Here is a 24,304-nt window from a genome sequence, read left to right on the forward strand (position 1 = left end):
GCAGGCGGGCGGCGCGGCGGCATCGCTTAGGGTGGTCCGCGATGTATCCACGAGTCACCGCCGTCCTCGTCGCGCGCAACGGCGCGGCCTATCTGGAACGAACCCTCGCGGCCCTGCGGGCGCAGACCCGTCAGCCCGACGCGACGGTGTTCGTCGACGGAGGCTCGAAGGACACGACCGACGAGCTCCTCGCGTCCTGGGGTCCGACGCAGCTCGTGCAGGTCGCCGAGCACCTCCCCTTCGGCCAGGCCGTGGCCCGCGCTGTCCGCGTGATGCAGCCGCCGGCCGGAGAGGACGAGTGGCTGTGGCTGCTCGCGCAGGACTCCGCTCCCGAGCCCGGCGCCCTCGCGGCGCTGCTGGGAGCCGTCGAGGTCGCCCCCTCCGTCGCGGTCGCCGGCCCCAAGATCATGGACTGGACGCGCTCCGGCTACATCCGCAGCTACGGCGAGTCGATCACCAAGCACGGCACGACCGTCCACCTCGTCGAGGACGAGCTCGACCAGGGCCAGCACGACTCCACGCCCGACGTCCTGGCCGTCGCCGCCGGCGGCATGCTCGTGCGCCACTCCCTCTGGGAGGAGCTCGGCGGCTTCGACCCCGGCCTGCCGGTCGTCGACGACGCGCTCGACTTCTCGATCCGCACCCGGCTCGCCGGGCACAGGGTCAGCCGCGTGCCGGACGCCCGCGTCACCACCGCCCGCATCGGGCTGCAGCGCCCCGACGGCCGCCGCATCGACAGCGGGGAGCGGCGCCGCGCGCGCCAGCACCGCACCGCGCAGCTGCACCGCCGGCTCGCCTACGCGCCCGTCGCGCTCCTCCTCCTGCACTGGCTCTCGCTCGTCCCGCTGGCGATCGGCCGCGCGGTCGTGCGCCTGCTGCGCAAGCAGCCCGGGCTGGTCGGAGGGGAGCTGCTGGCGGCCCTCGTCGTCGCCTTCGGGGGGACGAAGGTGCTGCGGGCCCGCACCGTTCTCCGCTCGTCGAAGAACGTGGGCTGGAAGGCGATCGCGCCGCTCCGCATCCCGCTGGACGTGGTGCGGCAGCTGCGCTCGGTGCGCCACGACGCCGTGCGCGTGCAGGCCGGGCGGGACCGCCATCCGCTGCACTTCTTCCAGGGCGGGGGAGTGTGGGTCGTCCTCATCGCCGCGCTCGCCGGCCTGGTGGTCTACACGCCGCTCCTCGCTGCTCCCGCGCTCAGCGGCGGCGGTCTGCTGACGCTCTCGCCGACCGTCGGCGAGCTGTGGCGCAACGCGGCCTACGGCTGGCGCGACCTCGGCTCGGGGTTCATCGGCGCGGCGGACCCGTTCGCCGCCGTCCTCGCCGTGCTCGGCTCGCTGACCTTCTGGTCGCCCAGCTACTCGATGGTGCTGCTCTATCTCGTCGCGCTCCCCGCTGCCGCCCTCGGCGCCTGGCTGATGATCGCGCGGCTCACCCCGCGCGCGACCGCCCGCGCCGCCGGAGCCCTCGTCTACATCCTCGCTCCCGCCTTCTTCGCGGCGCAGGCCGACGGGCGCCCCGCCCCGCTGCTGGTGCACGTGCTGCTTCCCTGGCTCTTCTTCGCCGGGTTCGGCGCGTACCGCTCCTGGTCCGCCTCCGCGAGCGCCTCGATCCTGGCTGCGGCCGTCGTCGCGTGCGCGCCGGTGCTGGCCGTGCCGCTCCTGGTGATCTGGCTCGTCGTCGTCGCCACCTCGGGGCGGCGGATCGGCCGCTTCCTCGGCCTGCCGATCCCCGCGGCCGTCCTCCTCTTCCCGCTGGTGGTCGCCCGCGCACCGCGGGGCGACTGGCTCGGCGTCCTCGCGGATCCGGGCGTCCCGCTGCCCTCCGCGCAGTCGGACCTCGTCGCGCTGCTCGCCGGCTTCCCGGCCGGTCTGCCCGACGGATGGCTCGCGTTCCTCGGCGGTCTGGGGATCGGCGCCTCCGCCGCCCCGCTGGTCACGGCCGTGCTCGTCGTGCCGCTGATCGTCGCGGCGCTGGCCGCCCTCCTCCTCCCGAACAACCTCTCGGCCCTCGGCGGAGTCGGCGTGGCGGCGGCGGGTCTCGTGACCGCCTCGCTCGCCCAGGGCGTGCAGGTCGCGACCACCGGCTCCGAGGCGGTCTCCGTCTGGAGCGGCACCGGTCTCAGCCTCTACTGGCTCGGCCTGGTGATCGGCGCGTCGCTCTCGCTCGCCGCCGTGCGCTCCGTGCGCGTGGTGCCGGCGCTCGTCGTCACGGCCGCGGCAGCAGCACTGGTCGGTCCGCTCGCGGTGGCCTTCCCGACCGGCGCCGGCACGTCCGTGTCGACCACGTCGGACCGCTCGCTCCCCGCCTACGTGGCGGCCGAGGCCCGGAACGACCCGCGGGTGGGCACGATCGTGCTCGTCCCGCAGGCGGACGGCGGCGTCCTCGCCCGGCTGGAGCGCGGAGCGGGCGCGACCCTCGACCAGCAGTCGACCCTCGCGAACACCGGCGCCGAGAGCACGGACGCGATCGACGAGCTGGCGGGCAACCTCGTCTCGCGGACGGGCTACGACGTCCCCTCCGCGCTCGAGAGCCTCGGCGTGCGCTTCGTCGTGCTGACCGAGCCGGCCGGCACCCAGGTCGGCGACGCAGCCGCCGCCGTGCGCGCGCGGGCGGCCGTCTCCCTCGACGGCAACGCGGCGTTCTCGGCCGTCGGCGACACCCGCTACGGGCTCCTCTGGACGGCCGTCGACACCGAGGGGACCCGCACCGAGGCCGCTCCGTCCGGCGTGGTCGGACCCTTCGGGATCGCCTACACGATCGCCCTCCTCCTCGTCTTCGTCGTCGCCCTCCTGCTGGCGGTGCCCACCGGGCTCTCCCTCGAGCGGGGCCGCTCCAGCGGCGCGGTCGCCGGGATCGACGACGAGCCGGGCGAGGCCACCGGCCAGTTCGACGACGGGAACGACGATGTCTGACCCCGCCGACCAGGAGAAGCAGATGCCCGAGTCCTCCGACCGCCGCTCCCGCGCGGAGCGCCGCGCCGATCGCGCCGCGGCCTCGACGCCCGATCGCGCACCCTCGGCCGCCCGTCGGCGCCGGACGGCCCTGCGCGGTGCGGTGGGCGCGGCCGGAGTCGTGATCGCCGCGGCCGCCGTGGTCGTGCCCCAGCTCCTCCCGTCCCCCCTGGTCTCGAGCGCCGCGGAGGGCGTCGTCGTGACGCCCGTCGCGGCCGACAGCTCGCTGGTCTGCGGCGGCGATCTGATCGACGCCGGAGAGCCGGAGCAGCTGCGCGCCCTCGACGGCGCGGCGACCGCGGTCCGGCCCGAGGGCTCCACCTCGGACCCCACGGTCCTCGACGAGGACGATGTCGCCGCACCGGGCACCGGCATCACCGGTCTGAGCGTGCCCGCAGGCTCCGACCCCGCTCCCGGTGGAGCCACCGTCCAGGCCATCGGCACGGACACCCTCTCCGGACTGTCCGCCCGCGCCTGCGCCGAGCCCTCGGCCGACAGCTGGCTCGTGGCCGGCTCGACCGACGTCGGGCGCACCTCCGTGCTGATCCTGGCGAACCCGAGCGAGGTCGCCTCCACCGTCGACCTCACGCTCTTCTCCGAGACCGGCACCGTCCAGGCCACCGGCGCCACGGGCATCGTCGTTCCGGCCGGAGCGGTCCGCGCGCTCCCGCTCGCGGGGCTCGCCCCCGGGGTCGTCCAGCCCGTCGTGCACGTGACCGCCCGGGGCGGCGAGGTCGCCGCGAGCATGCAGAGCAGCGCCATCTCCGGCCTCACCCCGGAGGGCGTCGAGACCACCGGCCCCTCCGCCGGCCCGGACACGCTCGCCGTGATCGCCGGCTTCACCGTCACGTCGCCTCCGGCCGAGACCGCGAGCGACGACGGCAGCGGTGGCGCGGGCAGCCCCGTACTGCGCATCCTCACCCCCGGCGACGCCGACAGCACGGTCTCGGTCGAGGTCACCAACGAGGACCCGAGCGGGTCGGGCGCCTCCACCCAGGTCGTCGTCCCCGCCGGCCTCGTCGGCGAGGTCCCGCTCACGGGCCTGGCGGACGGCTCCTACCGCATCGTCCTGCGGGCCGATCAGCCGATCGTAGCGGCGGGGCGGACGACCTCGACCGGCTCGGCCGGCACGGACTTCGCCTGGTTCGCCTCCGGCACCGCGACCACGACGCCCTTCGGCGTCGCCGGAACGGGCGAGGGCGACGCGCGACTGCACCTGGTCAACGGCAGCGACTCGACCGCCTCGGTCGAGATCGAGGCCCCGGGCGGCACCCGCACGCTCGAGCTCGGCCCGTTCGCGGCTCTCGCGACCCCGCTGGACGGCGACGGCGCGGTCGTCAGCAGCACCCAGCCGGTGCAGGCCTCGGTCTCGATCGCGCGCGACGGGCGGATCGCCTCGTACACGATCGTCCCGCCGGGACCGCTCTCCTCGCCGATCACGGTCTACTCGCACTGAGACGCGGGGCGGCGGCGCCTCGGCGGTGCCGGCGCCTCGGCGGTGCCGGCGCCACTGAGCTGCCGACGCCTCAGGGGTGCCGGTAGCGGTCCGGGGAGATGTCCCACGGGTCGCGGCCGAGCAGCTCCGCGACGGCGCGGAACACGTAGCTCTCGATCAGCATGCGCTGGTGCCACTCGTCGCGGCGGTGCAGCTTCGCCAGGCGCTCGATCGGCACTCGGTAGAGCGTGATGCGGCGCGCGGCGTGGTCGACGCGCCACCGCGCGATGCCCGTGCCCTGCAGCCGGTCGGGGTCGACGTCGGGAGTCGCCGCGACGTCGACGCGGATGCCGGCGAGCTCCTCCGGCCAGGTGCCGCGGAGGTAGTCGAAGGCCGAGCCGATCGTCGCCTCGAAGAAGTCGGAGCGGGTCTGCAGCAGGGGGAGGTGCGGACCGGTGATCGGCCCTCGTGCGCCGCGGCCGTGCCGGTTGCGGGAGCCTCCGCGCGACCCGCTCGTCGGGCGAGCGGCGGAACGACGAGCACGGGGCATGGCTCCAGCCTATTGCTACTGTGGGCGGCGATGACCGGACGGCACTGCTCGCGGACGGGCTGCCGCGCGCAGGCCGTCGTCACGCTGACCTACGACTACCGCGACTCGCTGGTGGCGGTCGGGCCGCTGAGTCCTGCGCCGGATCCGCACGGCTACGACCTCTGCGCCGAGCACGACCGGCGGCTCCTCGTCCCGCGCGGCTGGGAGACCGTCCGCTACGGCGCGGGGCCCGCCTAGGCCGCTGCCGCGCGCGTCAGGGCCGCTCGGGGAAGCCGCGCGGCGTGCTCGAGAGCACGGGGGCCAGCCGCTCGAGGCGCTGGTCGGACAGGAGCAGGGCGCGCTCCTCCCGCGCCCGGCGGAGTGCGGCCACGGCGAGGAGGAAGTCCTCCGCGGGCGCGGCGGGCAGCGGGGAGACGTGGACCGCGGTCTCGTCGGCCAGCGCGGCGGCGAGCTGCGAGCGCGACGGCTCCGTCATGCCGTGGCGCTGACGGAGGAACTGCGCCAGTCGGCGCGCCAGGGCGTCGGGGAGGCGCGCGGTGTCCGCCGTGACGGCCCAGCCCCGCAGCGGCTCCGGGATCTCGACGACCAGCGGCTCGGCGCGGGGAACGCGCTCGAGCTGGCTGTGCGTGCCCGCGAGGACGTCGCCGAGACGGCGCGATCGGCGCGAGAGGAGGCCGACGACCGCGGCGAGCCCGCCGAAGGTCATCAGGATCTCGAGGACGCCGGTGAGGCCGCGCACGAGGGCGTGCCGGAAGCCGATGGAACCGCCGTCGTCGCGGACGACGCGAGCGCCGACGGTGAGCTTCCCGAGCGAGCGGCCGCGACTGGCCGTCTCGACGGTGACCGGCACGATCACCATGGCGATGACGAGGGCCGCGATCGCCACGGCGGCCGAGGCGGCGGGGTCCAGGCCGCCGTCCCCGGAGAGGGAGGAGACCAGCAGGAACAGGCCCAGCGCGAGCAGGAGCTCCGCGATCAGGTCGATGATCGCGCCGACCGCGCGGAGCACGAACGAGGTGACGGGCACCTCGAGCGCGATCGCCTCGCCGGTGACCAGGTCGGCGTCGTCGAACTCGGTGCGCTGCTCCTCCACGGTGCTCCTCCCGGATGCTCGGCCTCGGCGGCGTGCCTGGCTATCCTGTCAGGAGATGGACATCGACGCTCTCTCGGCCGCCCGCGCTGCGCAGTGGACCCGCCTCGACGAGCTCTCGCGCAGGCGCCGCCTGACCGGAGCCGAGGCGGACGAGCTGATCGAGCGCTACCAGGCGGCATCCGCGGACCTCGCCACGATCTCCTCCACCGCCGGATCGACGGCCGTCGGCACTCGGCTCGCCGTCTCGCTCTCGCGGGCTCGGGGACGCTTGACCGGCACGCGAGACGAGCCGCTCGCCGCGGTCTCCCGCTTCGTCGTCCTCTCGCTCCCGGCCGCTCTGCACCGGCTGCGCTGGCTGACGCTCGCCGTCGCCCTCGCGACCGCGGTGGTGGCGACGCTCTACGCGCTCTGGATCCTCGGCGACCCGCGCCTGCTCGCCGCGCTGGGCGACGACGAGGAGCTGCGGCGCTTCGCCCGAGGCGACTTCATCGACTACTACTCCGAGAACCCCGCCGCCTCGTTCGCCGGGCAGGTCTGGACCAACAACGCCTGGATCGCGGCGCAGTGCGTGGCCTTCGGGATCGTCGGCGTCTACGTGCCGTACATCCTGCTGCAGAACGCGCAGAACCTCGGAACGTCGATCGCGGTGATGTTCCATGTGGGGGAGGGCGACACGTTCTTCCTCTACATCGCGCCGCACGGACAGCTCGAGCTGACGGCCGTGTTCGTCGCCGCGGCCGCGGGCCTGCGGATCTTCTGGGCCTGGATCGCTCCCGGCGCGCGCACCCGCGGCCAGGCGCTCGCCGAGGACGCGCGGAGCCTGTTCACGGTGGCGATCGGCCTGGTCTTCGTGCTGCTCGTCTCGGGCGTGATCGAGGGGTTCGTCACTCCGGCGCCCTGGCCCTGGTGGCTCAAGATCGGGATCGGGGCGCTCGCCCTCGGCGCGTTCCTCTTCTACATGATCGTCGTCGGCGGGCGCGCGGTGCGGGCGGGGGAGACGGGCGACCTCGACCGGTTCGAGGCCGGGTCGCGGAGCATCGCGGCCGGCTGAGCCGAGCCGGACGAGCGCGGCCGTCGGAGCGGGCCGTCGATCAGCGCTCCCGGGACCGACGACGGCCCCTCTCGCAGGTCAGAGCCGTCCGGCCGCCTTGAGCGCGAGGTAGCGGTCCGCGAGCGCCGGCGGGAGCGCGGAGGGGCTGCCGAGCACGACGTCCCCGCCGAGACGGCGGACGGCGGCCGAGAGCCGGTCGACGTCCGCGAGCGAGCGCTCCGCGGCGGCGGCGGAGTAGACCGCGGCCCGGTCGCTCCGGTCCTCCGCCATCCGCTGCAGCTCTGGGTCGAGCGCGCAGGCGACCACGACCGTGTGCACGCGGGTGAGCTGCGGGAGCACCGCGAGGAGCCCCTCCGCCGAGCCGACCGAGTCGAGCGCGGTGAGGAGCACCACCAGCGAGCGCTGGGAGGCCAGGGTGCGCACCTGCGCGGGCACCGCCGCCCAGTCGGTCTCGATGAGCTGGGGCTGCACGGGGGCGAGGGCGTCCACGACGCGGGTCAGCACCTCCGTGCCGGTGGCGCCGTGCACGCGGGCTCGCCGGGTGCGGTCGAACGCGAGCACGTCGACCCGGTCGCCGGCCGAGGCCGCGAGGGCCGCCAGGAGGAGTGACGCCTCGATCGCCGTGTCCAGGCGCGGCTCGTCCTCGATCCGTGCGGCGGACGTGCGGCCCGTGTCGAGCACGACGATCACGCGCCGGTCGCGCTCCGGGCGCCAGGTGCGGACGACCGGCTCCCGGCGCCGCGCGGTCGCCCGCCAGTCGAGCGAGCGGACGTCGTCGCCGCGGACGTACTCGCGCAGGCTGTCGAACTCGGTCCCCTGGCCGCGGATCATCACGCTGGTCCGCCCCTCCAGCTCGCGCAGCCGCGCCAGGCGCGAGGGCAGGTGGCGGCGGGAGCGGAAGGCGGGCAGCACCCGCACGACGGCCGGCGCGGCCCGCGTCGCCTGGCGGCCGGCCAGGCCGAGCGGCCCGCGGGAGCGGATGGTGACGTGGAGTGCCCGGCGCTCGCCGCGGCGCAGCGGCTCCAGGACCGTGGTCACCGCGCGGCGCTCGCCCGGCGGCAGACGCAGGGGCGACCGGGTCTCGAGGGCGCCGGCCGAGGGCTCCCAGGCGTCGCGGAGGACCCCCGTGATCCTCCTGCGGCCGGTGCTCGTGACCAGGAGGGTCGCCTCGGCCCGCTCGCCGAGCCGCACCCGGTCCGGCACCCGCCGCTCGAGCACCACGGCCCGGGGCGAGCCCGCGACCGCGACGTCGATCCCGACGAGGACCGCCCAGGCCAGGAGCCAGAGGCCGAGCACGGCGAAGGCGACCTCGGGGCGGCCGCCCAGGAGGACGACCGGCACCAGGCCGACGAGGAGGACGAGGACGCTGCGTCCGGTGAGGTGCACGGCTCAGACCGGGACGCGGACCTGCTGCAGGATCCCGCCCAGGACGGCCTCGGTGCGGACGCCCTCGAGCTCCGCCTCCGGCTCCAGCTGGATGCGGTGGCGCAGCACGGGCAGGACCATCGCCTGCACGTGGTCGGGGGTGATCGAGCCGTAGCCGTTGAGCCAGGCCCAGGCGCGGGACGCCGCGAGCAGGGCGGTCGAGCCGCGGGGGCTGGTGCCGAGCTTGACGCTCGGGCTCTCGCGGGTGGCGCGGGCGAGGTCGACGATGTAGCCGAGGACGTCGGGACCGGCTCCGACGCGCCGGGCCGAGGCCTGGGCGGCGCGCAGACGGGCGGCGTCGAGCACGGGTCGCACGCCCGCGGCGTCGAGGTCGCGCGGGTCGAAGCCCGCGGCGTGGCGCGAGAGCACCTCCACCTCGACGTCACGCGGCGGGATGTCGAGCACGAGCTTGAGCAGGAACCGGTCCAGCTGGGCCTCCGGGAGCACGTAGGTCCCCTCGTACTCCACCGGGTTCTGCGTGGCGGCGACGAGGAACGGGTCCGGCAGAGGCAGGGTGCGCCCGTCGACGCTGACCTGGCGCTCCTCCATCGCCTCGAGGAGCGCGGCCTGGGTCTTCGGCGGCGTGCGGTTGATCTCGTCCGCCAGCAGGAGGTTCGTGAAGACCGGGCCCTCGCGGAAGGCGAAGCCGGAGGTGGAGGCGTCGTAGACGAGGGAGCCGGTGATGTCGCCGGGCATCAGGTCCGGCGTGAACTGCACCCGGCGGGTGTCGAGGCCGAGCGAGACGGACAGGGCGCGCACGAGGAGCGTCTTCGCGACTCCGGGGACGCCCTCGAGCAGGACGTGCCCGCCCGCGAGCAGGGCGATCAGGAGCCCGGAGACGGCGCCGTCCTGGCCGACGACCGCGCGGCCGACCTCGGAGCGGACCCGGTCGAGCTCGGCGCGCAGGTCGTCGTCGGAGACCGGCGCTCCGTCGCGGGCGGAGGGGGTGGTGTCGCTCATCGGGAGGGGCCTTCCGGTCGTCGGGCGGTCGTCGGGGAGAGGGCGGCGCGGAGCGCGCTCTCGAAGCGGAGGAGGTCGTCGGAGGCGGCGACGAGGGCGGCGTCGTCGCCCGGCAGGTCGTCGACGAGCAGACGGCGCAGCGCGGCCTGATCGCGGCCGAGGCGCTCGGCGGCGACGGCGACGATCTCGTCGACCCCGGTCGCCGGAGCGAGTCCCAGGAGCGCGGCCGTCCGCCGGAGGGTGCCGATGCGCAGTGCGTCGAGGGCGCGGGGCCGCAGGGCTCCGCGCGCGTAGAGCCGCGCGCGACCGCGGGCCGTCTCGCTCGCATGCACGACGACCGGCAGCGGCTCGATCGCGAGCGGGCCGAGCCGGCGGCCGCGCCAGACGGCGGAGGCGACGAACACGGCCACCAGCAGCAGGAGAGCCGGGGTCACCCAGCCGGGCGCGAGGTCGGCGGGTGCAGGGGTGGTGCTCGCCGAGTCGGCGGCTCCGGCGCGGTACCAGACCAGCCGCTCCTCACCGCCGAGCAGTCCGAGCGCGAGAGCGGCGCGGCCGTCCTGGCCGATGGTGCCGTTGCGGAGGAGGTCGGCGTCGCCGATCGCGGTGACCTCGGCGCCCTGCGGGAACCCGGTGCTCACGAGCAGGAAGCCGTCGTCGCCCGAGGGGAAGCAGCCGACGGCGTCGCCGTCGTCGAGGATCCGGTACGTGCTCCCTCCGGCGGGGAGCGTCCCGGCGCGCTCGGCCGCGGGGAGCGGGCACTCGGCGCGGAAGGGGCCGTCGCCGGCCGGGGAGCCGGCGAAGCGGACGTCCGGCAGCAGGGCGTCGAGCGCGGCTCCTCCCGGGGTCACCAGGACGAGCGAGGCCGAGGCGCGGGCGAGCCGGCGGTACTGGGCCTCGTCGAGGGCCACCTCCGGGTCGTCGACGAGCAGTGTCGCGTCGGGGGAGGAGGCGGCGAGAGCGGAGTCCAGGTCGTCGGCGCGGACGACCTCGACGCCCTGATCGCGCAGCACCTGGGCGAGCGCGCGGGCGCCGTCCGGGGTCGCGCTGTCGACGTCGAGGTCCGGGGCGGCCACCCGGGTCCCGGTCGCGACGGTGAGCAGCAGAGTGCCGACCGCGACGATCACGAGGAGGAGCACCCACACCCGTCCGCGGCGCAGCAGTCCGCCGAGGGTCGGGCTGGAGACCGTGTCGGCGCTCACCGGGGCGCCGCCAGGGCGTCCAGGACCGGCGAGGCCGCGGCGAGCTCGCGGTCCAGAGCCGCGACGCGCTCGTACTCGGCCGGGCCGCAAGGCTGCCCGAGGTAGCGCACGCGGTCGAAGTCGTCGGCCGTGCGGCGCAGCGCGGCGGCGGAGGAGGGGAAGGCCGCGGAAGCGCGCGACGCCAGGCCGAGCGCGGTCGTGCCGGGGGAGACCCGCAGGACGGTCCGCTCGTCGAGGGAGCGCACCAGGGCGCGGAAGCGCTCGACGAGCGCCTCGTCCCAGTCCCCGCGGGCGGCCGCGGCCTCGGCGAGCGAGCGGAGGGTCGCGGCCGAGCGGGTGTCGTCGTCGGCGAGCACCGCTCCCGTGACGGTGCTGCGGCGACCGGCGCGCGGCCGTCCGGCGATGACGAGCGCGGCCACCACGAGCGCCACCAGCACCAGCACGCCGATCACGGCGGCGATCGGCACCGGCGGGCCGTCGCCCTGCAGCGTGAGGGAGGCGAACCAGTCGCGCACCGCCTGCACCACCCGGTCGAACAGGGTCGGCTCGGCCGCCCGGTAGCGCGGGTCGGCGAGCTCCTCGAGGAGGAGTCGGCGCGCCTGCTCCGCGTCGGGCTCGAGAGGGGCCGCGGCGAGGATCACGGGCGCTCCGGCACGGGGAAGGGATCGGGGGAGGGGCGGCCCGCCGCGCGCTCCTCGACGTGGCGCATCAGCACCAGGTCGAAGCCCTCGCGGCGCATCCGTCGGTCGAGGTAGACCAGGCCCGTCACGGCCGACTGGAGCACGGTGCCGACGGCGCCGATCACGAAGCCCACGGCGACGGAGGCGATCGTCACCACGAGCGAGGTGACGAGCTGCGCGTCCGGGTCGGTCGGGGCGATCAGGGCGCCGGCGATCGGGATGAGCAGGCTGAACGGCGTGGCCACGATCTGGCCGGCGACCTGGATGATCACGGTCATCAGCGCGAGCGCGCCGAAGGTGCGCCAGAAGCCGCCCGCCACCAGCCGCCAGGAGCGCGCCACCGCACGGCGCAGCGGCAGCCGCTCGACGACGATCAGGCTCGGAACCAGGGCGAGCTTCGTCGACAGCCAGACCCCCAGCGCGAGGGCGACCAGGCCGGAGCCGACGAGTACCAGGATTCCGCCGACGATCGCGCTCGACGTCCCGTCCATCGCTCCGATGACGAACAGCGGCACGGCGAGCGCCACGGCGAGGAGCACCAGGAGGAGGTAGCCGACGCCCTGCAGGACCGTCCAGCCGATCAGCGCCCAGAAGCGGCCCCGCAGCCGGGCGAGCAGCTGTCGGAAGGTAGCCCGCTCGCCGAGGACGCCGCGGGTGACCTCGAGCACGACCACGCCCTGCACGAGGGCGCCGCTGGCGAGCGAGACGGCGAGGGGGATGAGGGCGGCCAGGACCACGACCGCGAGGGAGCCCGCGCCGACGGCGTCGCGGTCGGCGGACTCCGCCTGCGCGATGCGCCCGACGGCGAGCACCGCGATCAAGCCGTAGACCGCCAGGGCGAGCACCGACCCGAGGCCCTGCACCAGCAGGGCGACGCCCAGGGTCGTGCGGGGGCTGCGGCGGAGGACCTGGAACGGGGCGCCGAGCAGGGTGCCGAAGCCGAGCGGGCGCAGCGGCACGAGACCGGGCTTGGGCGGGGGAGTCCAGCCGGGCGCTGGGCGTCCGGGCGACCAGGGGCCGGCGCCGGAGGCGTGCGACCAGGAGCCCCCGGCGGGAGCGGGTGGTAGGGGACCTGCACTCGTCGGCGCGGGCGACCAGGCCGGGGCGACGGGAGCGGGCAGCGGCCTGCGCCGGTTGCCGTCCTGCGCCGGGACGGCCGCGTCGTCCGGACGCCCTGCGGGCGGGGGCCACTGAGCTGCGTCGGTCATCCCCTCCATGCTGTCACAGGCGTGCGGGCGGGGTCCTCCCCCGAGCGGACCCCTTCGCCCGCCGAGCCCGCTCCCCGCCCGCGGGGAGGTGCGTCGGTTAGCCTGGGTCGGGTCACCGTGCGCGCCGTGGGCGGGCGCGACCCGAGACGAGGAAGAGCAGACCGATGAGCGCGCGCATTCTGGTGGTCGACGACGACGCCGCCCTGGCCGAGATGATCGGCATCGTCCTGCGCGCCGACGGGTACGACGTCTCCTTCTGCGCGGACGGCTCCGGCGCCCTCGAGGCCTTCCGGCGGGCCCGGCCGGACCTGGTCCTGCTCGACCTGATGCTGCCCGGGATCGACGGGATCGAGGTGTGCCGCGCGATCCGCGCCGAGTCCGGCGTCCCCGTCATCATGCTGACGGCCAAGTCCGACACCTCCGACGTCGTGCAGGGCCTCGAGTCCGGCGCCGACGACTACATGGTCAAGCCGTTCGACCCCAAGGAGCTCGTCGCGCGGATCAGGACGCGCCTACGTCCCGCCACCGCCGCCGCGAACGCGGTGCTGCAGGTCGGGGACCTGAGCCTCGACGTCGCCGGCCACGAGGTCCGCCGCGGCGAGACGCGCATCGGCCTGACCCCGCTCGAGTTCGACCTCCTCCTCGCCCTCGCCTCCAAGCCCCAGCAGGTCTTCACCCGCGAGATGCTGCTCGAGCAGGTCTGGGGCTACCACTACAAGGCCGACACCCGCCTCGTGAACGTGCACGTCCAGCGCCTGCGCGCCAAGGTCGAGAAGGACCCGGACGACCCCCGCATCGTGATGACCGTGCGCGGCGTCGGCTACCGCGCCGGCGCCGTCCTCCCGGGCTGACCGTGCCCCGCCTCGCCGCTCCCGACGTGCGCCGGTGGCCCCGCCGCGTGCTCGGGGTGTGGCGCACGTCGCTGCAGTTCCGGGCGGTCGCGATCACGGTTCTGCTCAGCGGCATCGCCATCGGCTCGACCGGCGTCTACCTCTCGTACAGCATCAGCGACAACCTGTTCCAGTCGCGGCTGACGCAGGTCACGGGCGACACGTCGCGCGCGACCCGGGCCGCGCAGGGCTACCTCGACGCCGCCACCGTCTCCACCCGCCAGGACATGGAGGAGGTGATGAGCTCGGTGCGCACCGCCGTCCGGGACGCCTCCTCCTCCGCGCTGATCGCCGTCGTGCGCTCGCCCGACCAGGAGGCGTCCTCGCTGGCGCCCCAGGACATCTACAACCGCGAGCTGCAGAACGGCGTGATCAGCGACGCGCTGCGCGAGCGGGTGCAGGCGGGCTCCGACGGGCAGTACTGGCAGTCGGTGACGCTCGACGCCTCCGGTCAGCAGCAGCCCGGCATCCTCGTCGGCTCGACCCTCGAGCTGCCGAGCTCGGCCGGGCGCTACGAGCTGTACATCGGCTACTCCCTCGCGGACGCGGAGCGGACGCTCCAGTTCGTGCAGCAGGTGCTCAACGTGGCGGGGATCCTGCTCATCCTGCTGATCGGAGCGGTCAGCTGGGTCGTCGTGCGGATCGTCGTCGCCCCGGTCCGGGTCGCGGCCGAGACGAGCCAGCGCCTCGCCGCCGGCGACTTCGACGTGAGGATCCCGGAGCGGGGCCAGGATGTGATCGCGACCCTCGCCCGGTCCTTCAACGGCATGGCCGACAGCCTGCAGGACCGGATCAGCGAGCTCGCGACGCTCAGCCAGGTCCAGCAGCGGTTCGTCTCGGACGTCTCGCACGAGCTCCGGACGCCGCTGACGACGATGAAGCTGGCCGGGGACGTGCTCTACGACCAGCGCGAGGACTTCGCCCCGGTCGCTGAGCGCACGGTCGAGCTGCTGCACAGCCAGATCGACCGCTTCGAGAGCCTCCTCGCCGACCTGCTCGAGATCTCCCGCCACGACGCGGGGTCGGCCGAGCTCGAGCTCGAGCCGGTCAACCTGGTGAAGCTGGCCGGCGACGAGATCGAGGCGATGCGCGGGATCGCCGAGGCGAACGGCTCCCGGCTCACTCTCTCCGCCCCGGGCGGCTACTTCGACGCCGACCTCGATCCGCGCCGCATCCGCCGGATCGTCCGCAACCTGCTGGGCAACGCGATCGAGCACGGCGACGGCCGCGAGGTCGTCGTCACCGTCGACAGCAACGCCAGCGCGGTCGCCCTCGCGGTGCGCGACTACGGGCACGGCATGAGCAGCGAGGAGGTGGTGCGCGTCTTCGACCGCTTCTGGCGCGCCGATCCGTCCCGTCGCCGCACGCTCGGCGGCACCGGCCTCGGCCTCTCCATCGCGCAGGAGGACACCGCCCTGCACCACGGCTGGCTGCAGGTCTGGTCAGTGCCCGATCGCGGCGCCTGCTTCCGCCTGACCGTGCCCCGGCACCGCGGCGAGCGGATCGAGGCCTCGCCGCTCCCGCTGCCCCCGGTCGACGCGGGCGAGCAGGCCTACAGCGGCCCGATCGTCCTCCCGCCGCTGCAGGCTCCTCCGGTCGGGGCCGCGGGGGTGCTCCCGTGAGGCGCGGCGTCCTCCGCGCCGCCGCGGCCGCCGCGCTGCTCGCGCTCGGGCTGGCCGGGTGCGCCGGCATCCCGCGGGACGGCGACGTCGGAGTCGGACGGCCCGACACCGCGCCGCAGGACCTCCAGTACGACTTCCTCCCGTCGGGACCCGCCGTCGGTGCGTCGCAGCGCGACATCCTGACCGGCTTCATCGACGCCGCGTCGAGCCCGCAGAACAACTACAAGATCGCCCGCGAGTTCCTCTCCACCGGAGCCGACTGGACGCCGGGCGAGCACGTCACGGTCGACGAGGGCCAGCGCTCCGCATCGCCGCAGTCGGGATCCACGCTCTCGCTGACGATCACGCCCGTCGCCGAGGTCGACGCGACCGGCGTCTACACCGACGTCGCCACCACGGCCGGCCTGACCCTCGACTACGGCTTCGTCCAGGAGAACGGCGAGTGGCGCATCAGCGCGCCGCCGAGCGGCGTGGTGATCGACCGCACCACCTTCGAGCAGGTCTTCTCGACGCACGCGCTCTACTTCTTCGACCCCGGATACCAGTACCTCGTGCCGGACCTGCGCTGGTTCGCCTCGCGCGCCGACAGCTCCACCAGCACCACGATCGTCACGGAGCTGCTGCGCGGCCCCACGCCGTGGCTGCGGGACTCCGCCGCCGTCGTGTCGGCCTTCCCGACCGGGACGACGCTGGCGGCCGAGACCGTCCCGGTCGAGTCGCAGCGCGCCGTGGTGGACCTGAACCCGGCCGCTCTCGAGGCCGATCCGGCGCAGTGGCGGCTGATGGCCCTGCAGCTGAACCGGAGCCTCGCGAACGTCTCGAACGTCACCGGAGTCGCGCTCTCGGTCGAGCAGAACCCGATCGACGTCCCCTCCGAGGTCACCGGCCTGCCGACCTCGCCCCGCGTCGACACCCGGCCGCTCGTGCTGACCGACGACGCTTTCGGATTCCTCGGCTCCTCCGGGCTGGCCGGCCTCGGGATCTCGGATCGGATCGAGGCGCTGCAGCCGCGGGCCGCGGTCCTCGGCGAGCAGCGCGGGGCCGACTCGGACGCATCGGCCGCCGTGCTCACCGCCGCGGGCGTGAGCCTCGTGGAGCCCGACGGTGCCGACGTCCTCCTCGACGCGCGGTCGGGCCTCGTCGCGCCGTCCATCGATCCGCTCGGGTACGTCTGGTCGGTGCCGTCGGCCTCGCCCGGGCAGCTGGTGGCGTACTCCGCGGACGGCTCGCGCTCGATGCAGGTCGCGACGGCCTGGAGCGAGGTCGAGTCGCTCGCCTCGATCGCCGTGTCGCGCGACGGCACCCGGATGCTGGCGCTCGCCCAGGACGGGCAGCAGGCGACGGTGCTGGTGGCCGGCATCACCCGCTCACGGGACGGCGACCCGGTGGCGGTCGGCGAGCCGGTCGTCCTCCGCTCGACTCTGGGGACCGCGGTCGCCGCGGCCTGGACGGACGAGCTCGACGTGGTGTCGGTCGTCCGCGGCTCGACGGGAGAGGACGCCGTCACGATGAACCTGCTCGGCGGAGGCGCCACGGCGCTCGGCACGACGACGGGCACGGTCCAGATCGCCGCGGGCAACACCTCGACCCAGATCCGCATCCTCGCCGAGGGCGGGGAGCTCCGGCAGCAGCGGGGCTCGGCCTGGCAGACGACCGCGACGGACATCCGGCTGCTCGCGGCGCAGACAGGCATGGGGTCCTGACGGGTCCTGTCGGCGGCGACGAGCCCTTCCGACGGCGGCGCGCTCCGGATGCTCCTCCCCAGGCGCGTCGGGCGGGCGGATCGTCCCGATCCGACGGATCTGCCCGACGCGCCGCGGCCGGGACGGCGAACGTGGAGGCATGCTCTCCGATCACCTGCTCGACGCCCTCGCCGTCCTCCTCCCGCTGGAGTGCCCCGCCTGCGGAGAGCCGACGAGCCGGGCGCCCTGTCCGGACTGCTCGGCCGACGCGGCCGCCTCGGCGTGCCTGCTGACCCGCGTCGTCGGGCCGCCGGACGATCCGCTCCTCGTCGTCACCGGTGCCCCGTACGAGGGCACGGTGCGCCGCCTCGTCGTCGCGCTGAAGGAGGAGGGCCGCACGGCCTGCCTCGCCCCGCTCGGCGCGCTGCTGCGTCCGGCCCTCGGCGCGGCGCTCGCCGGCAGCCCCGCGATCCTGGTCGTCCCGCCCGGCTCCTGGCTCGGCCGCGTGCGGCGGGGCGCCGATCCCGTCGCGCAGCTGGTCGCCGCGGCGGGAGGGCGGGCGGCGCGTCCTCTCCGGCGGTCGCGGATGGTCCGCGACCAGGTCGGGCTCGGCCGCGTCGAGCGGCGCGGCAACCTCGACGGGGCGTTCCGCGCCCGCCGTCCGCTCTCGTCGTGGCCGCCGGTGGTCCTCGTCGACGACGTGGTCACCTCCGGCGCGACCCTGCTCGAGCTCCGGCGCGCCGTGCGTGCGGCCGGCGGGACGGTCCGGGCCGCGGCGGCCCTGGCCGGCACCGCGCAACGAGGAGGGAACGTAGCAGCAGAATCCGGGCGAACTCCCGGTGACGATCCGGTGGCCGGGGTCTACGGTGGGGGCACGGCGTGAACGGTCCGCCCCGGAGAAAGGCGGCACGCCGTACTCGACTGGGAGGTTGTCATGGACATCGACATCACAGGACGCAACATCGACATCACCGATCGCTTCCGCGCGTACGCGACGGAGAAGTCGGACAAGGTGGCGCACCTCGCCGATCGTGCTCTCGCACTCGAGATCAAGGCGAGCAGGCACGCCGAGGGCAAGGGCTCGGCCGGCGGCGACCGCGTGGAGCTGACGCTGATCGGCAAGGGGCCCGTGGTCCGGGCCGAGGCGAGCGGAGCCGACAAGTACGCGGCGTTCGACGTCGCCATCGGCCGGCTGCTCGAACGGGTGAGACGCGCCAAGGACCGGAAGAAGGTCCATCGGGGCCAGCATCGGCCGACCTCGCTCCGCGACGCGGCCGCCGACGACTTCAGCGTCGTCGCCATCCAGCCGGCCGACGCGGCGGTGCTGGAGCAGCTGAGCACGGGCGTCATCCCCGTGCAGGAGGCGCCGGAGCCGGTGGAGGACGAGGTCGAGGAGCCGTACTGCCCCGTCGTCATCCGCAAGAAGGTCTTCGCCTCCGTCTCGATGACCGTCGACGACGCCGTCGACTACATGGAGCTGGTGGGACACGACTTCTACCTCTTCATCGACTCCGACACGAACCGCCCGAGTGTGGTCTACCGCCGCAAGGGCTGGGACTACGGCGTGATCGGCCTCGGCGACGAGGCCGACGAGCTCGCCGAGCAGGCCGCCGGCTGAGATCCGACCCCGGGCCCCGGAGCATCCGCTCCGGGGCCCTCCCCGTGCCCAGGCAGGGAGTCCGCCCAGGGCGGACGCGTCGCCCCGACCGCTCGCCGCCCGCCCCGGCTAGGCTGGTCGCGGTCCGCGCTCCGGCGCGCGACTCCTGTCTTCTACTTTTTTGGAGTACCCCGTGGCCTCTGTCCTCGAAAAGGTCCTTCGCGTCGGGGAGGGGCGGGTCATCCGTCGCCTCGAGAACTACGCGAAGGCCGTCAACGCCCTCGAAGAGGACTTCACGCACCTCAGCGACGAGGAGCTGAAGAACGAGACCGTCGAGCTGCGCGAGCGCTACTCGAACGGCGAGTCCCTCGACGACCTGCTGCCGGAGGCGTTCGCCGCCGTCCGCGAGGCCTCGCGCCGGACGCTCGGCCTCCGCCACTTCGACGTGCAGCTCATGGGCGGCGCCGCCCTGCACCTGGGCAACATCGCCGAGATGAAGACCGGAGAGGGCAAGACGCTCGTCGCGACCCTCCCGGCCTACCTCAACGCGATCGCCAGCCGCGGCGTGCACATCGTCACGGTCAACGACTTCCTCGCGTCGTACCAGTCCGAGCTGATGGGGCGCGTGTTCCGCGCCCTCGGCATGACGACCGGAGTGATCCTCTCGGGCCAGACCCCGGAGCAGCGCCGCGAGCAGTACTCGGCCGACATCACCTACGGCACGAACAACGAGTTCGGCTTCGACTACCTCCGCGACAACATGGCGTGGCAGGCGCAGGACATGGTCCAGCGCGGCCACTTCTACGCCATCGTCGACGAGGTCGACTCGATCCTCATCGACGAGGCCCGCACCCCGCTGATCATCTCCGGACCGGCGTCGGGCGAGGCGAACCGCTGGTTCGCGGAGTTCGCCAACCTCGCCAAGCGCCTCGACGAGGGCGAGGACTTCGAGGTCGACGAGAAGAAGCGCACCGTCGGCGTCCTCGAGCCCGGCATCGAGAAGGTCGAGGACTACCTCGGCATCGACAACCTCTACGAGTCGGCGAACACCCCGCTGATCTCGTTCCTCAACAACGCCATCAAGGCGCGCGCGCTGTTCAAGAAGGACAAGGACTACGTCGTGCTGAACGGCGAGGTCCTGATCGTCGACGAGCACACCGGCCGCATCCTGGCCGGACGCCGCTACAACGAGGGCATCCACCAGGCCATCGAGGCGAAGGAGGGCGTGCAGGTCAAGGCCGAGAACCAGACCCTGGCCACCGTCACGCTCCAGAACTACTTCCGCCTCTACGCGAAGCTCTCCGGCATGACCGGAACGGCCGAGACCGAGGCCGCCGAGTTCATGTCGACCTACAAGCTCGGCGTCGTCCCGATCCCGACGAACCGCAAGATGCAGCGGATCGACAACGCCGACCTCGTCTACAAGAACGAGCAGGTCAAGTTCGCCCAGGTCGTCGAGGACATCGCGGAGCGCCACGCGGCCGGGCAGCCGGTCCTCGTCGGCACGACCAGCGTCGAGAAGAGCGAGTACCTCTCGCGCCTGCTCGCCAAGAAGGGCGTGCGCCACGAGGTCCTGAACGCCAAGAACCACGCGCGGGAGGCGGCCATCGTCGCCCAGGCCGGCCGCCTCGGCGCCGTCACCGTCGCGACCAACATGGCCGGTCGAGGCACCGACATCATGCTCGGCGGCAACGCCGAGTTCCTCGCGGTCTCCGAGATGACGGCCAAGGGCCTGAACCCCTCCGAGACCCCGGAGGAGTACGAGGCCGCGTGGGACGAGGTCTTCGCCGCCGTCAAGGAGAAGGTGGGCGAGGAGGCCGAGAAGGTCCAGGCCGCCGGCGGCCTCTACGTGCTCGGCACCGAGCGCCACGAGTCGCGCCGCATCGACAACCAGCTCCGCGGACGCTCGGGCCGCCAGGGCGACCCGGGGGAGAGCCGCTTCTACCTCTCGCTCACCGACGACCTCATGCGCCTGTTCAACTCCGGCGCCGCCGAGGCGCTCATGGGCCGGGGCAACGTCCCGGACGACATCGCCATCGAGTCGAAGGTCGTCTCGCGCGCCATCCGCAGCGCCCAGTCCCAGGTCGAGGCCCGCAACGCCGAGATCCGCAAGAACGTCCTCAAGTACGACGACGTCCTCAACCGCCAGCGCGAGGCGATCTACTCGGACCGCCGCCACATCCTCGAGGGCGACGACCTGCACGAGCGCACCCAGAAGTTCCTCGTCGACGTGATCGACGAGATCCTCGAGGTGCACACCGGCGACGGCAACGGCGACGACTGGGACTTCGACGCCCTCTGGACCGAGCTGAAGACGCTGTACCCGATCAGCCTCACCATCGACGAGGTGGTGCAGGAGGCGGGCAGCCGCGGTCGCATCAACAAGGAGTTCATGCGCCGCGAGATCCTCTCGGACGCGCAGCTCGCCTACCAGCGCCGCGAGGAGCAGCTGGGCTCTCCCGCCATGCGCGAGCTCGAGCGCCGTGTCGTGCTCTCGGTGATCGACCGCCGCTGGCGCGACCACCTCTACGAGATGGACTACCTCAAGGACGGCATCGGCCTGCGCGCGATGGCCCAGCGCGATCCGCTGGTCGAGTACCAGCGCGAGGGCTTCGCCCTGTTCCAGCAGATGATGGGGCAGATCCGCGAGGAGACCGTCGGCTTCCTCTTCAACCTCGAGGTCGAGGTGACCCAGAAGCAGGGCGAGGTCGCCGGAGTCGCGGCCAAGGGCCTCGCTCAGCCGGTCGCTCCGGCCGAGAAGCTCAGCTACTCGGCTCCGAGCGACACCGGCGGCGTCGAGGTCCGCGACCAGCGCGGACAGGTGCAGCAGGCGGCCACCGCGAAGGCCCGCGCCGAGGAGGCCCGCAAGGCGCTCCCCGAGGGCGCGGCGGAGGAGACTCCGACGACCGGCGCCTTCGGCCAGAAGCCGGGCGGCTCGGACGCCCCCGCCAACCGCGAGGAGCGACGCGCGCAGTCCAAGCGCCGCTGAGTCCTCCCCGGACGACGCCGACGGCCCCGGTCCCGCAGCAGCGGGTGTCCGGGGCCGTCGGCGTTCCTGCGGAGGCTCGGACCCCGCCTCGCCCGCCGTCAGGACTCGCGGCGCGCGAGGGCCGAGACGAAGCCGCCGGCGAAGGTGTCGCCGAGGCCGATCGTCGTCGGCCGGTCCGCCTCGAGGACGAGCCCGGGGACGCAGCAGGCCTCGAGCGTCGACTCCACCGCTGCGCACACCGCTTGTGAGCCGGGCTGGGGAGGGAGTCCGCCGACGCGGTCGTAGTCCGCGGCGGTGAAGCCGTCCCCGAGGAGGTCGCGGAGCTCGGTCGCGCGGATTATCTCGTCACCGCCGCCCCGCCGCCCCCGGAGCTCGAGGAGGCCCTGCGCGACAGGGGAGTGGAGATCGTGCTCCCGGCCGGTGCGGCCGCCCGGGAGCGCTGACCCGCTCCTCACAGCACGTTGATCGCGGTGGCACGCCAGCGGGCGTCCGTACCCTCGAGCCGGATCGCGACGGCCCGGCTCCGTGCGCGGTGATGCACCAGGACCACTCCCTCGACGACGCCGTCCCGCGGCTCCGTGACGATCACCCGTCCGACCGTGAACGGGACGCGCTGCGCCGTCCGCTTCCGCAGGCTGCGGGCGCGGGCCGCGAGCACGACCCGCTTCTGCAGGTGGTGGTAGACCTCGTCGCTCAGCCACCGCGCGATCTGGTCGATCTCGCGCGAGCCCTCCAGGATCTCGATCACGAGGTGCGTGAGCCGGGCGAGCAGGGGCTCCGGGTCGGGCAGCTCCGCGCGGGTCGCAGGCTGCGGGGCGAAGAACTCCGCGAGGGTGAGCCGCTCCACGGCCGCCTCGGGGTCGAGGGGGAGGGTGCGGTAGTCGAAGGCGTGGAGGGGAAGGCTCATGCGGCGATCTCCTGGGGCAGGACGAGCTGTTCACGGGTCCGGGTCACCTCTCTGCTCGACGGGCGGGGCGCGCTGGGTCGGCACGCGAGGACGACCTCATCGAAGCAGTCGAGGGATGCTCATGGAGTGCAGAGGCGCAGACTGTGGATAATCGTCGGCCGTCCCGAGCTGTGGACAGCGAGCCCGGCGTGCACCGCCCGGCCGCGCCCTAGGCTTGTCGGGTGTCGACCCTCAGTGACCTCGTCCTCTCCCACGGCCGATCCGACGAAGCGGACGTCGAATGGCTGCACCTGCTCGTCGGCGACCTGCAGCTGCTCGCCGACCTGGCCTTCGCCGACATCGTGCTCTGGGTGCCCACGGCCGACGACAGCTTCGTCGCCGTCGCCCACGCGCGCCCCAGCAGCGCGGCGACGCTCTTCTACCGCGACTTCGTCGGGCAGAGGATCAAGTCGGAGTGGCGCGCCCAGGTCGTCGAGGCGTTCGAGACCGCGCGGATCGTCGACACCTCCGCCCCGGACTGGTTCGAGGAGACGCCCACCCGCGTGCGCGCGGTGCCCGTCCTGCGCCGCCTGGGGGCCTCCGACGGCGGCACGACGGACCGCCCCATCGCGGTCGTCACGCGCCACACCAACCTCAGCGAGACGCGCACGCCGAGCCGGCAGGAGCTGACGTTCAACGACTGCGCGAACGACCTCTTCTCGATGATCGCCTCGGGCGACTTCCCCGATCTGGGCGCGCCGACCGGTCCTCGCCGCGGGGCGCCGCGCGCGTCCGACGGCCTGATCCGCCTGGACGTCGACGGCGTCACCACGTTCGCGAGCCCCAACGCCCTCTCGGCGTTCAACCGCATCGGCTTCGCCGACGAGCTCGAGGGGGAGTCGCTCGCCGAGGTCACCACGAAGCTGATCGCGGGGAAGGTCGTCATCGACGAGTCGCTCCCGCTGGTCGTGACCGGCCGGGCGCCGTGGCGCACCGACATCGAGGCCCGCGGAGTGACGGTGTCGCTGCGCGCGATCCCGATCCGCGACCGCGGCGAGCGGGTCGGCGCCGTCGTCCTGTGCCGCGACGTGACGGAGCTGCGCCACCAGGAGCGGGAGCTCATCACCAAGGACGCGACGATCCGCGAGATCCACCACCGCGTGAAGAACAACCTGCAGACCGTGGCCTCGCTGCTGCGGATCCAGGCCAGGCGCACCCACTCCGACCTCGCCCGGGAGGCGCTCACGCAGGCGATGCGCCGCGTCGCCGCCATCGCGGTCGTGCACGACACGCTCTCGGAGGGGCTGAACCAGAACGTCGACTTCGACGCGGTCTTCGACCGGGTGCTGCTGCTGATCGCCGAGGTCGCCTCGACCCACAACACCACGGTGCACCCGAAGCTGACGGGGAGCTTCGGAAACCTGCCCAGCGAGTACGCGACTCCGCTCGCCCTCGCCCTGACCGAGCTGGTCACCAACGCCGTCGAGCACGGCCTGGCCGGACGGGAGGGCGACGTGGAGATCGTCGCCTCGCGCAGCGATGACGAGCTCACGGTGAAGGTGCGCGACACGGGCGTCGGGCTGCCGGAGGGCAAGGTCGGATCGGGTCTGGGCACGCAGATCGTGCGCACGCTCATCCAGGGCGAGCTCGGCGGCACCATCGACTGGCACACGCTGGTCGGGCGCGGCACCGAGGTCACCATCGAGGTGCCGCTGCGGTGGCTGGAGCGCGCCCGCTCCTGAGCCCGGAGACGACGCGACCCCCGCTGCCGAGAGGCGACGGGGGTCGGGGTCGTTCGTGCCGCCGAGCGGCTCGTGCGCCTAGGAGGCGCGGCGTGCGCGAGCGGCGCGGCGCTTCAGGGCGCGACGCTCGTCCTCGCTGAGGCCGCCCCACACGCCCGAGTCCTGGCCGGTCTCGAGGGCGTACTGGAGGCAGACCTCGGTGACGGTGCAGCGTGCGCACACCGACTTCGCCTTCTCGATCTGGTCCACGGCCGGGCCGGTGTTGCCGACCGGGAAGAAAAGCTCGGGGTCTGCGGTGAGGCAAGCGGCCTTGTCGCGCCAGTCCATGCGGGTGCTCCTTGTGTGAA

Annotated in this window: 21 protein-coding genes; 11 read left to right on the forward strand and 10 right to left on the reverse strand. The window is 74.1% G+C overall.

Annotated elements, in window-relative coordinates:
• Nucleotides 1–41: 41 nt before the first annotated feature.
• Together C5C82_RS02160 and C5C82_RS02165 are read left to right on the forward strand one after the other, a co-directional pair.
• Nucleotides 42–2,909, forward strand: coding sequence for a glycosyltransferase family 2 protein (locus C5C82_RS02160; RefSeq protein ID WP_104335161.1), 2,868 nt, complete (start codon nt 42–44; stop codon nt 2,907–2,909).
• Entirely contained in the window at nt 2,902–4,404 is a 1,503-nt protein-coding gene (locus C5C82_RS02165; RefSeq protein ID WP_146085943.1) for a DUF5719 family protein, read from the forward strand. Before C5C82_RS02160 ends, C5C82_RS02165 begins: the two co-directional genes overlap by 8 nt.
• A 70-nt stretch (nt 4,405–4,474) precedes the next feature.
• Here the strand turns inward: C5C82_RS02165 and C5C82_RS02170 are convergent, their stop codons facing one another.
• On the reverse strand, nt 4,475–4,933 hold the full coding sequence (locus C5C82_RS02170) for a metallopeptidase family protein (RefSeq protein ID WP_104354536.1): 459 nt from the start codon (nt 4,931–4,933) through the stop codon (nt 4,475–4,477).
• 30 nt (nt 4,934–4,963) lie between these two features.
• On the opposite strand from C5C82_RS02170, the gene C5C82_RS02175 reads away from it, so the two are divergent.
• Nucleotides 4,964–5,170: a DUF3499 family protein gene (locus C5C82_RS02175; protein WP_104224141.1), complete on the forward strand. Its 207-nt coding sequence runs from the start codon at nt 4,964–4,966 to the stop codon at nt 5,168–5,170.
• 16 nt (nt 5,171–5,186) lie between these two features.
• On the opposite strand, the gene C5C82_RS02180 is transcribed toward C5C82_RS02175, so the two are convergent.
• Nucleotides 5,187–6,026, reverse strand: a complete 840-nt coding sequence (locus C5C82_RS02180) for an RDD family protein (protein ID WP_104354537.1) — start codon at nt 6,024–6,026, stop codon at nt 5,187–5,189.
• Nucleotides 6,027–6,081: 55 nt separating this feature from the next.
• On the opposite strand from C5C82_RS02180, the gene C5C82_RS02185 reads away from it, so the two are divergent.
• The gene (locus tag C5C82_RS02185) at nt 6,082–7,077 is read left to right on the forward strand and encodes a stage II sporulation protein M (RefSeq protein WP_104232803.1); all 996 of its coding nucleotides are present in this window, start codon (nt 6,082–6,084) and stop codon (nt 7,075–7,077) included.
• Nucleotides 7,078–7,155: 78 nt separating this feature from the next.
• Here C5C82_RS02185 and C5C82_RS02190 read toward each other — a convergent pair whose 3' ends face one another.
• The 5 genes from C5C82_RS02190 to C5C82_RS02210 are packed head-to-tail and all read right to left on the reverse strand — an operon-like array spanning nt 7,156 to nt 12,549.
• Nucleotides 7,156–8,463, reverse strand: coding sequence for a DUF58 domain-containing protein (locus C5C82_RS02190; protein WP_104294946.1), 1,308 nt, complete (start codon nt 8,461–8,463; stop codon nt 7,156–7,158).
• Between the two features lie 3 nt (nt 8,464–8,466).
• A complete protein-coding gene (locus C5C82_RS02195) occupies nt 8,467–9,462 on the reverse strand; it encodes a MoxR family ATPase (RefSeq protein ID WP_104224137.1) in 996 nt (331 codons plus the stop codon).
• Complete coding sequence (locus C5C82_RS02200) at nt 9,459–10,661, reverse strand: DUF4350 domain-containing protein (RefSeq protein ID WP_181134394.1); 1,203 nt, start codon at nt 10,659–10,661, stop codon at nt 9,459–9,461. Before C5C82_RS02200 ends, C5C82_RS02195 begins: the two co-directional genes overlap by 4 nt.
• A complete protein-coding gene (locus tag C5C82_RS02205; protein ID WP_104255252.1) occupies nt 10,658–11,302 on the reverse strand; it encodes a DUF4129 domain-containing protein in 645 nt (214 codons plus the stop codon). The genes C5C82_RS02200 and C5C82_RS02205 overlap by 4 nt, the downstream gene beginning before the upstream one ends.
• A complete protein-coding gene (locus tag C5C82_RS02210) occupies nt 11,299–12,549 on the reverse strand; it encodes a hypothetical protein (RefSeq protein WP_146085944.1) in 1,251 nt (416 codons plus the stop codon). The genes C5C82_RS02205 and C5C82_RS02210 overlap by 4 nt, the downstream gene beginning before the upstream one ends.
• A gap of 164 nt (nt 12,550–12,713) precedes the next feature.
• On the opposite strand from C5C82_RS02210, the gene mtrA reads away from it, so the two are divergent.
• The 6 genes from mtrA to secA all read left to right on the forward strand — a co-directional run bounded on the left by mtrA (nt 12,714) and on the right by secA (nt 21,329).
• Nucleotides 12,714–13,400, forward strand: a complete 687-nt coding sequence (mtrA, locus tag C5C82_RS02215; protein ID WP_104224133.1) for an MtrAB system response regulator MtrA — start codon at nt 12,714–12,716, stop codon at nt 13,398–13,400.
• A 26-nt stretch (nt 13,401–13,426) separates the two neighbouring features.
• A complete protein-coding gene (gene mtrB / locus C5C82_RS02220) occupies nt 13,427–15,061 on the forward strand; it encodes an MtrAB system histidine kinase MtrB (RefSeq protein WP_244230606.1) in 1,635 nt (544 codons plus the stop codon).
• Entirely contained in the window at nt 15,058–16,764 is a 1,707-nt protein-coding gene (locus C5C82_RS02225; protein WP_104354539.1) for an LpqB family beta-propeller domain-containing protein, read from the forward strand. The genes mtrB and C5C82_RS02225 overlap by 4 nt, the downstream gene beginning before the upstream one ends.
• A 139-nt stretch (nt 16,765–16,903) precedes the next feature.
• Nucleotides 16,904–17,626, forward strand: a complete 723-nt coding sequence (locus C5C82_RS02230) for a ComF family protein (protein ID WP_104339627.1) — start codon at nt 16,904–16,906, stop codon at nt 17,624–17,626.
• Nucleotides 17,627–17,677: 51 nt separating this feature from the next.
• Nucleotides 17,678–18,361 (forward strand): ribosome hibernation-promoting factor, HPF/YfiA family, encoded by a 684-nt coding sequence (hpf, locus tag C5C82_RS02235; RefSeq protein WP_104224131.1) that lies wholly within the window; start codon nt 17,678–17,680, stop codon nt 18,359–18,361.
• Between the two features lie 172 nt (nt 18,362–18,533).
• Nucleotides 18,534–21,329: a preprotein translocase subunit SecA gene (secA, locus tag C5C82_RS02240; protein WP_104354540.1), complete on the forward strand. Its 2,796-nt coding sequence runs from the start codon at nt 18,534–18,536 to the stop codon at nt 21,327–21,329.
• 98 nt (nt 21,330–21,427) lie between these two features.
• On the opposite strand, the gene C5C82_RS02245 is transcribed toward secA, so the two are convergent.
• The gene (locus C5C82_RS02245; RefSeq protein ID WP_104354541.1) at nt 21,428–21,784 is read right to left on the reverse strand and encodes a hypothetical protein; all 357 of its coding nucleotides are present in this window, start codon (nt 21,782–21,784) and stop codon (nt 21,428–21,430) included.
• Nucleotides 21,781–22,236, reverse strand: coding sequence for an Rv3235 family protein (locus C5C82_RS02250; protein ID WP_219812326.1), 456 nt, complete (start codon nt 22,234–22,236; stop codon nt 21,781–21,783). Before C5C82_RS02250 ends, C5C82_RS02245 begins: the two co-directional genes overlap by 4 nt.
• Before the next feature lie 221 nt (nt 22,237–22,457).
• On the opposite strand from C5C82_RS02250, the gene C5C82_RS02255 reads away from it, so the two are divergent.
• Nucleotides 22,458–23,957: a sensor histidine kinase gene (locus tag C5C82_RS02255; protein WP_104224128.1), complete on the forward strand. Its 1,500-nt coding sequence runs from the start codon at nt 22,458–22,460 to the stop codon at nt 23,955–23,957.
• 78 nt (nt 23,958–24,035) lie between these two features.
• On the opposite strand, the gene C5C82_RS02260 is transcribed toward C5C82_RS02255, so the two are convergent.
• Nucleotides 24,036–24,284 (reverse strand): WhiB family transcriptional regulator, encoded by a 249-nt coding sequence (locus C5C82_RS02260; protein ID WP_055788231.1) that lies wholly within the window; start codon nt 24,282–24,284, stop codon nt 24,036–24,038.
• Nucleotides 24,285–24,304 lie beyond the last annotated feature (20 nt).

Source organism: Rathayibacter sp. AY1D5 (assembly GCF_002932515.1).
Classification (GTDB): domain Bacteria; phylum Actinomycetota; class Actinomycetes; order Actinomycetales; family Microbacteriaceae; genus Rathayibacter.

Coding starts and splice junctions, on each gene's coding strand:
- C5C82_RS02160 (WP_104335161.1), top strand. CDS start 42: ATGTATCCACGAGTCACCGCCGTCCTCGTCGCGCGCAACGGCGCGGCC.
- C5C82_RS02165 (WP_146085943.1), top strand. CDS start 2,902: ATGTCTGACCCCGCCGACCAGGAGAAGCAGATGCCCGAGTCCTCCGAC.
- C5C82_RS02170 (WP_104354536.1), bottom strand. CDS start 4,933: ATGCCCCGTGCTCGTCGTTCCGCCGCTCGCCCGACGAGCGGGTCGCGC.
- C5C82_RS02175 (WP_104224141.1), top strand. CDS start 4,964: ATGACCGGACGGCACTGCTCGCGGACGGGCTGCCGCGCGCAGGCCGTC.
- C5C82_RS02185 (WP_104232803.1), top strand. CDS start 6,082: ATGGACATCGACGCTCTCTCGGCCGCCCGCGCTGCGCAGTGGACCCGC.
- C5C82_RS02195 (WP_104224137.1), bottom strand. CDS start 9,462: ATGAGCGACACCACCCCCTCCGCCCGCGACGGAGCGCCGGTCTCCGAC.
- C5C82_RS02210 (WP_146085944.1), bottom strand. CDS start 12,549: ATGACCGACGCAGCTCAGTGGCCCCCGCCCGCAGGGCGTCCGGACGAC.
- mtrA (WP_104224133.1), top strand. CDS start 12,714: ATGAGCGCGCGCATTCTGGTGGTCGACGACGACGCCGCCCTGGCCGAG.
- C5C82_RS02230 (WP_104339627.1), top strand. CDS start 16,904: ATGCTCTCCGATCACCTGCTCGACGCCCTCGCCGTCCTCCTCCCGCTG.
- hpf (WP_104224131.1), top strand. CDS start 17,678: ATGGACATCGACATCACAGGACGCAACATCGACATCACCGATCGCTTC.
- C5C82_RS02250 (WP_219812326.1), bottom strand. CDS start 22,236: ATGAGCCTTCCCCTCCACGCCTTCGACTACCGCACCCTCCCCCTCGAC.
- C5C82_RS02260 (WP_055788231.1), bottom strand. CDS start 24,284: ATGGACTGGCGCGACAAGGCCGCTTGCCTCACCGCAGACCCCGAGCTT.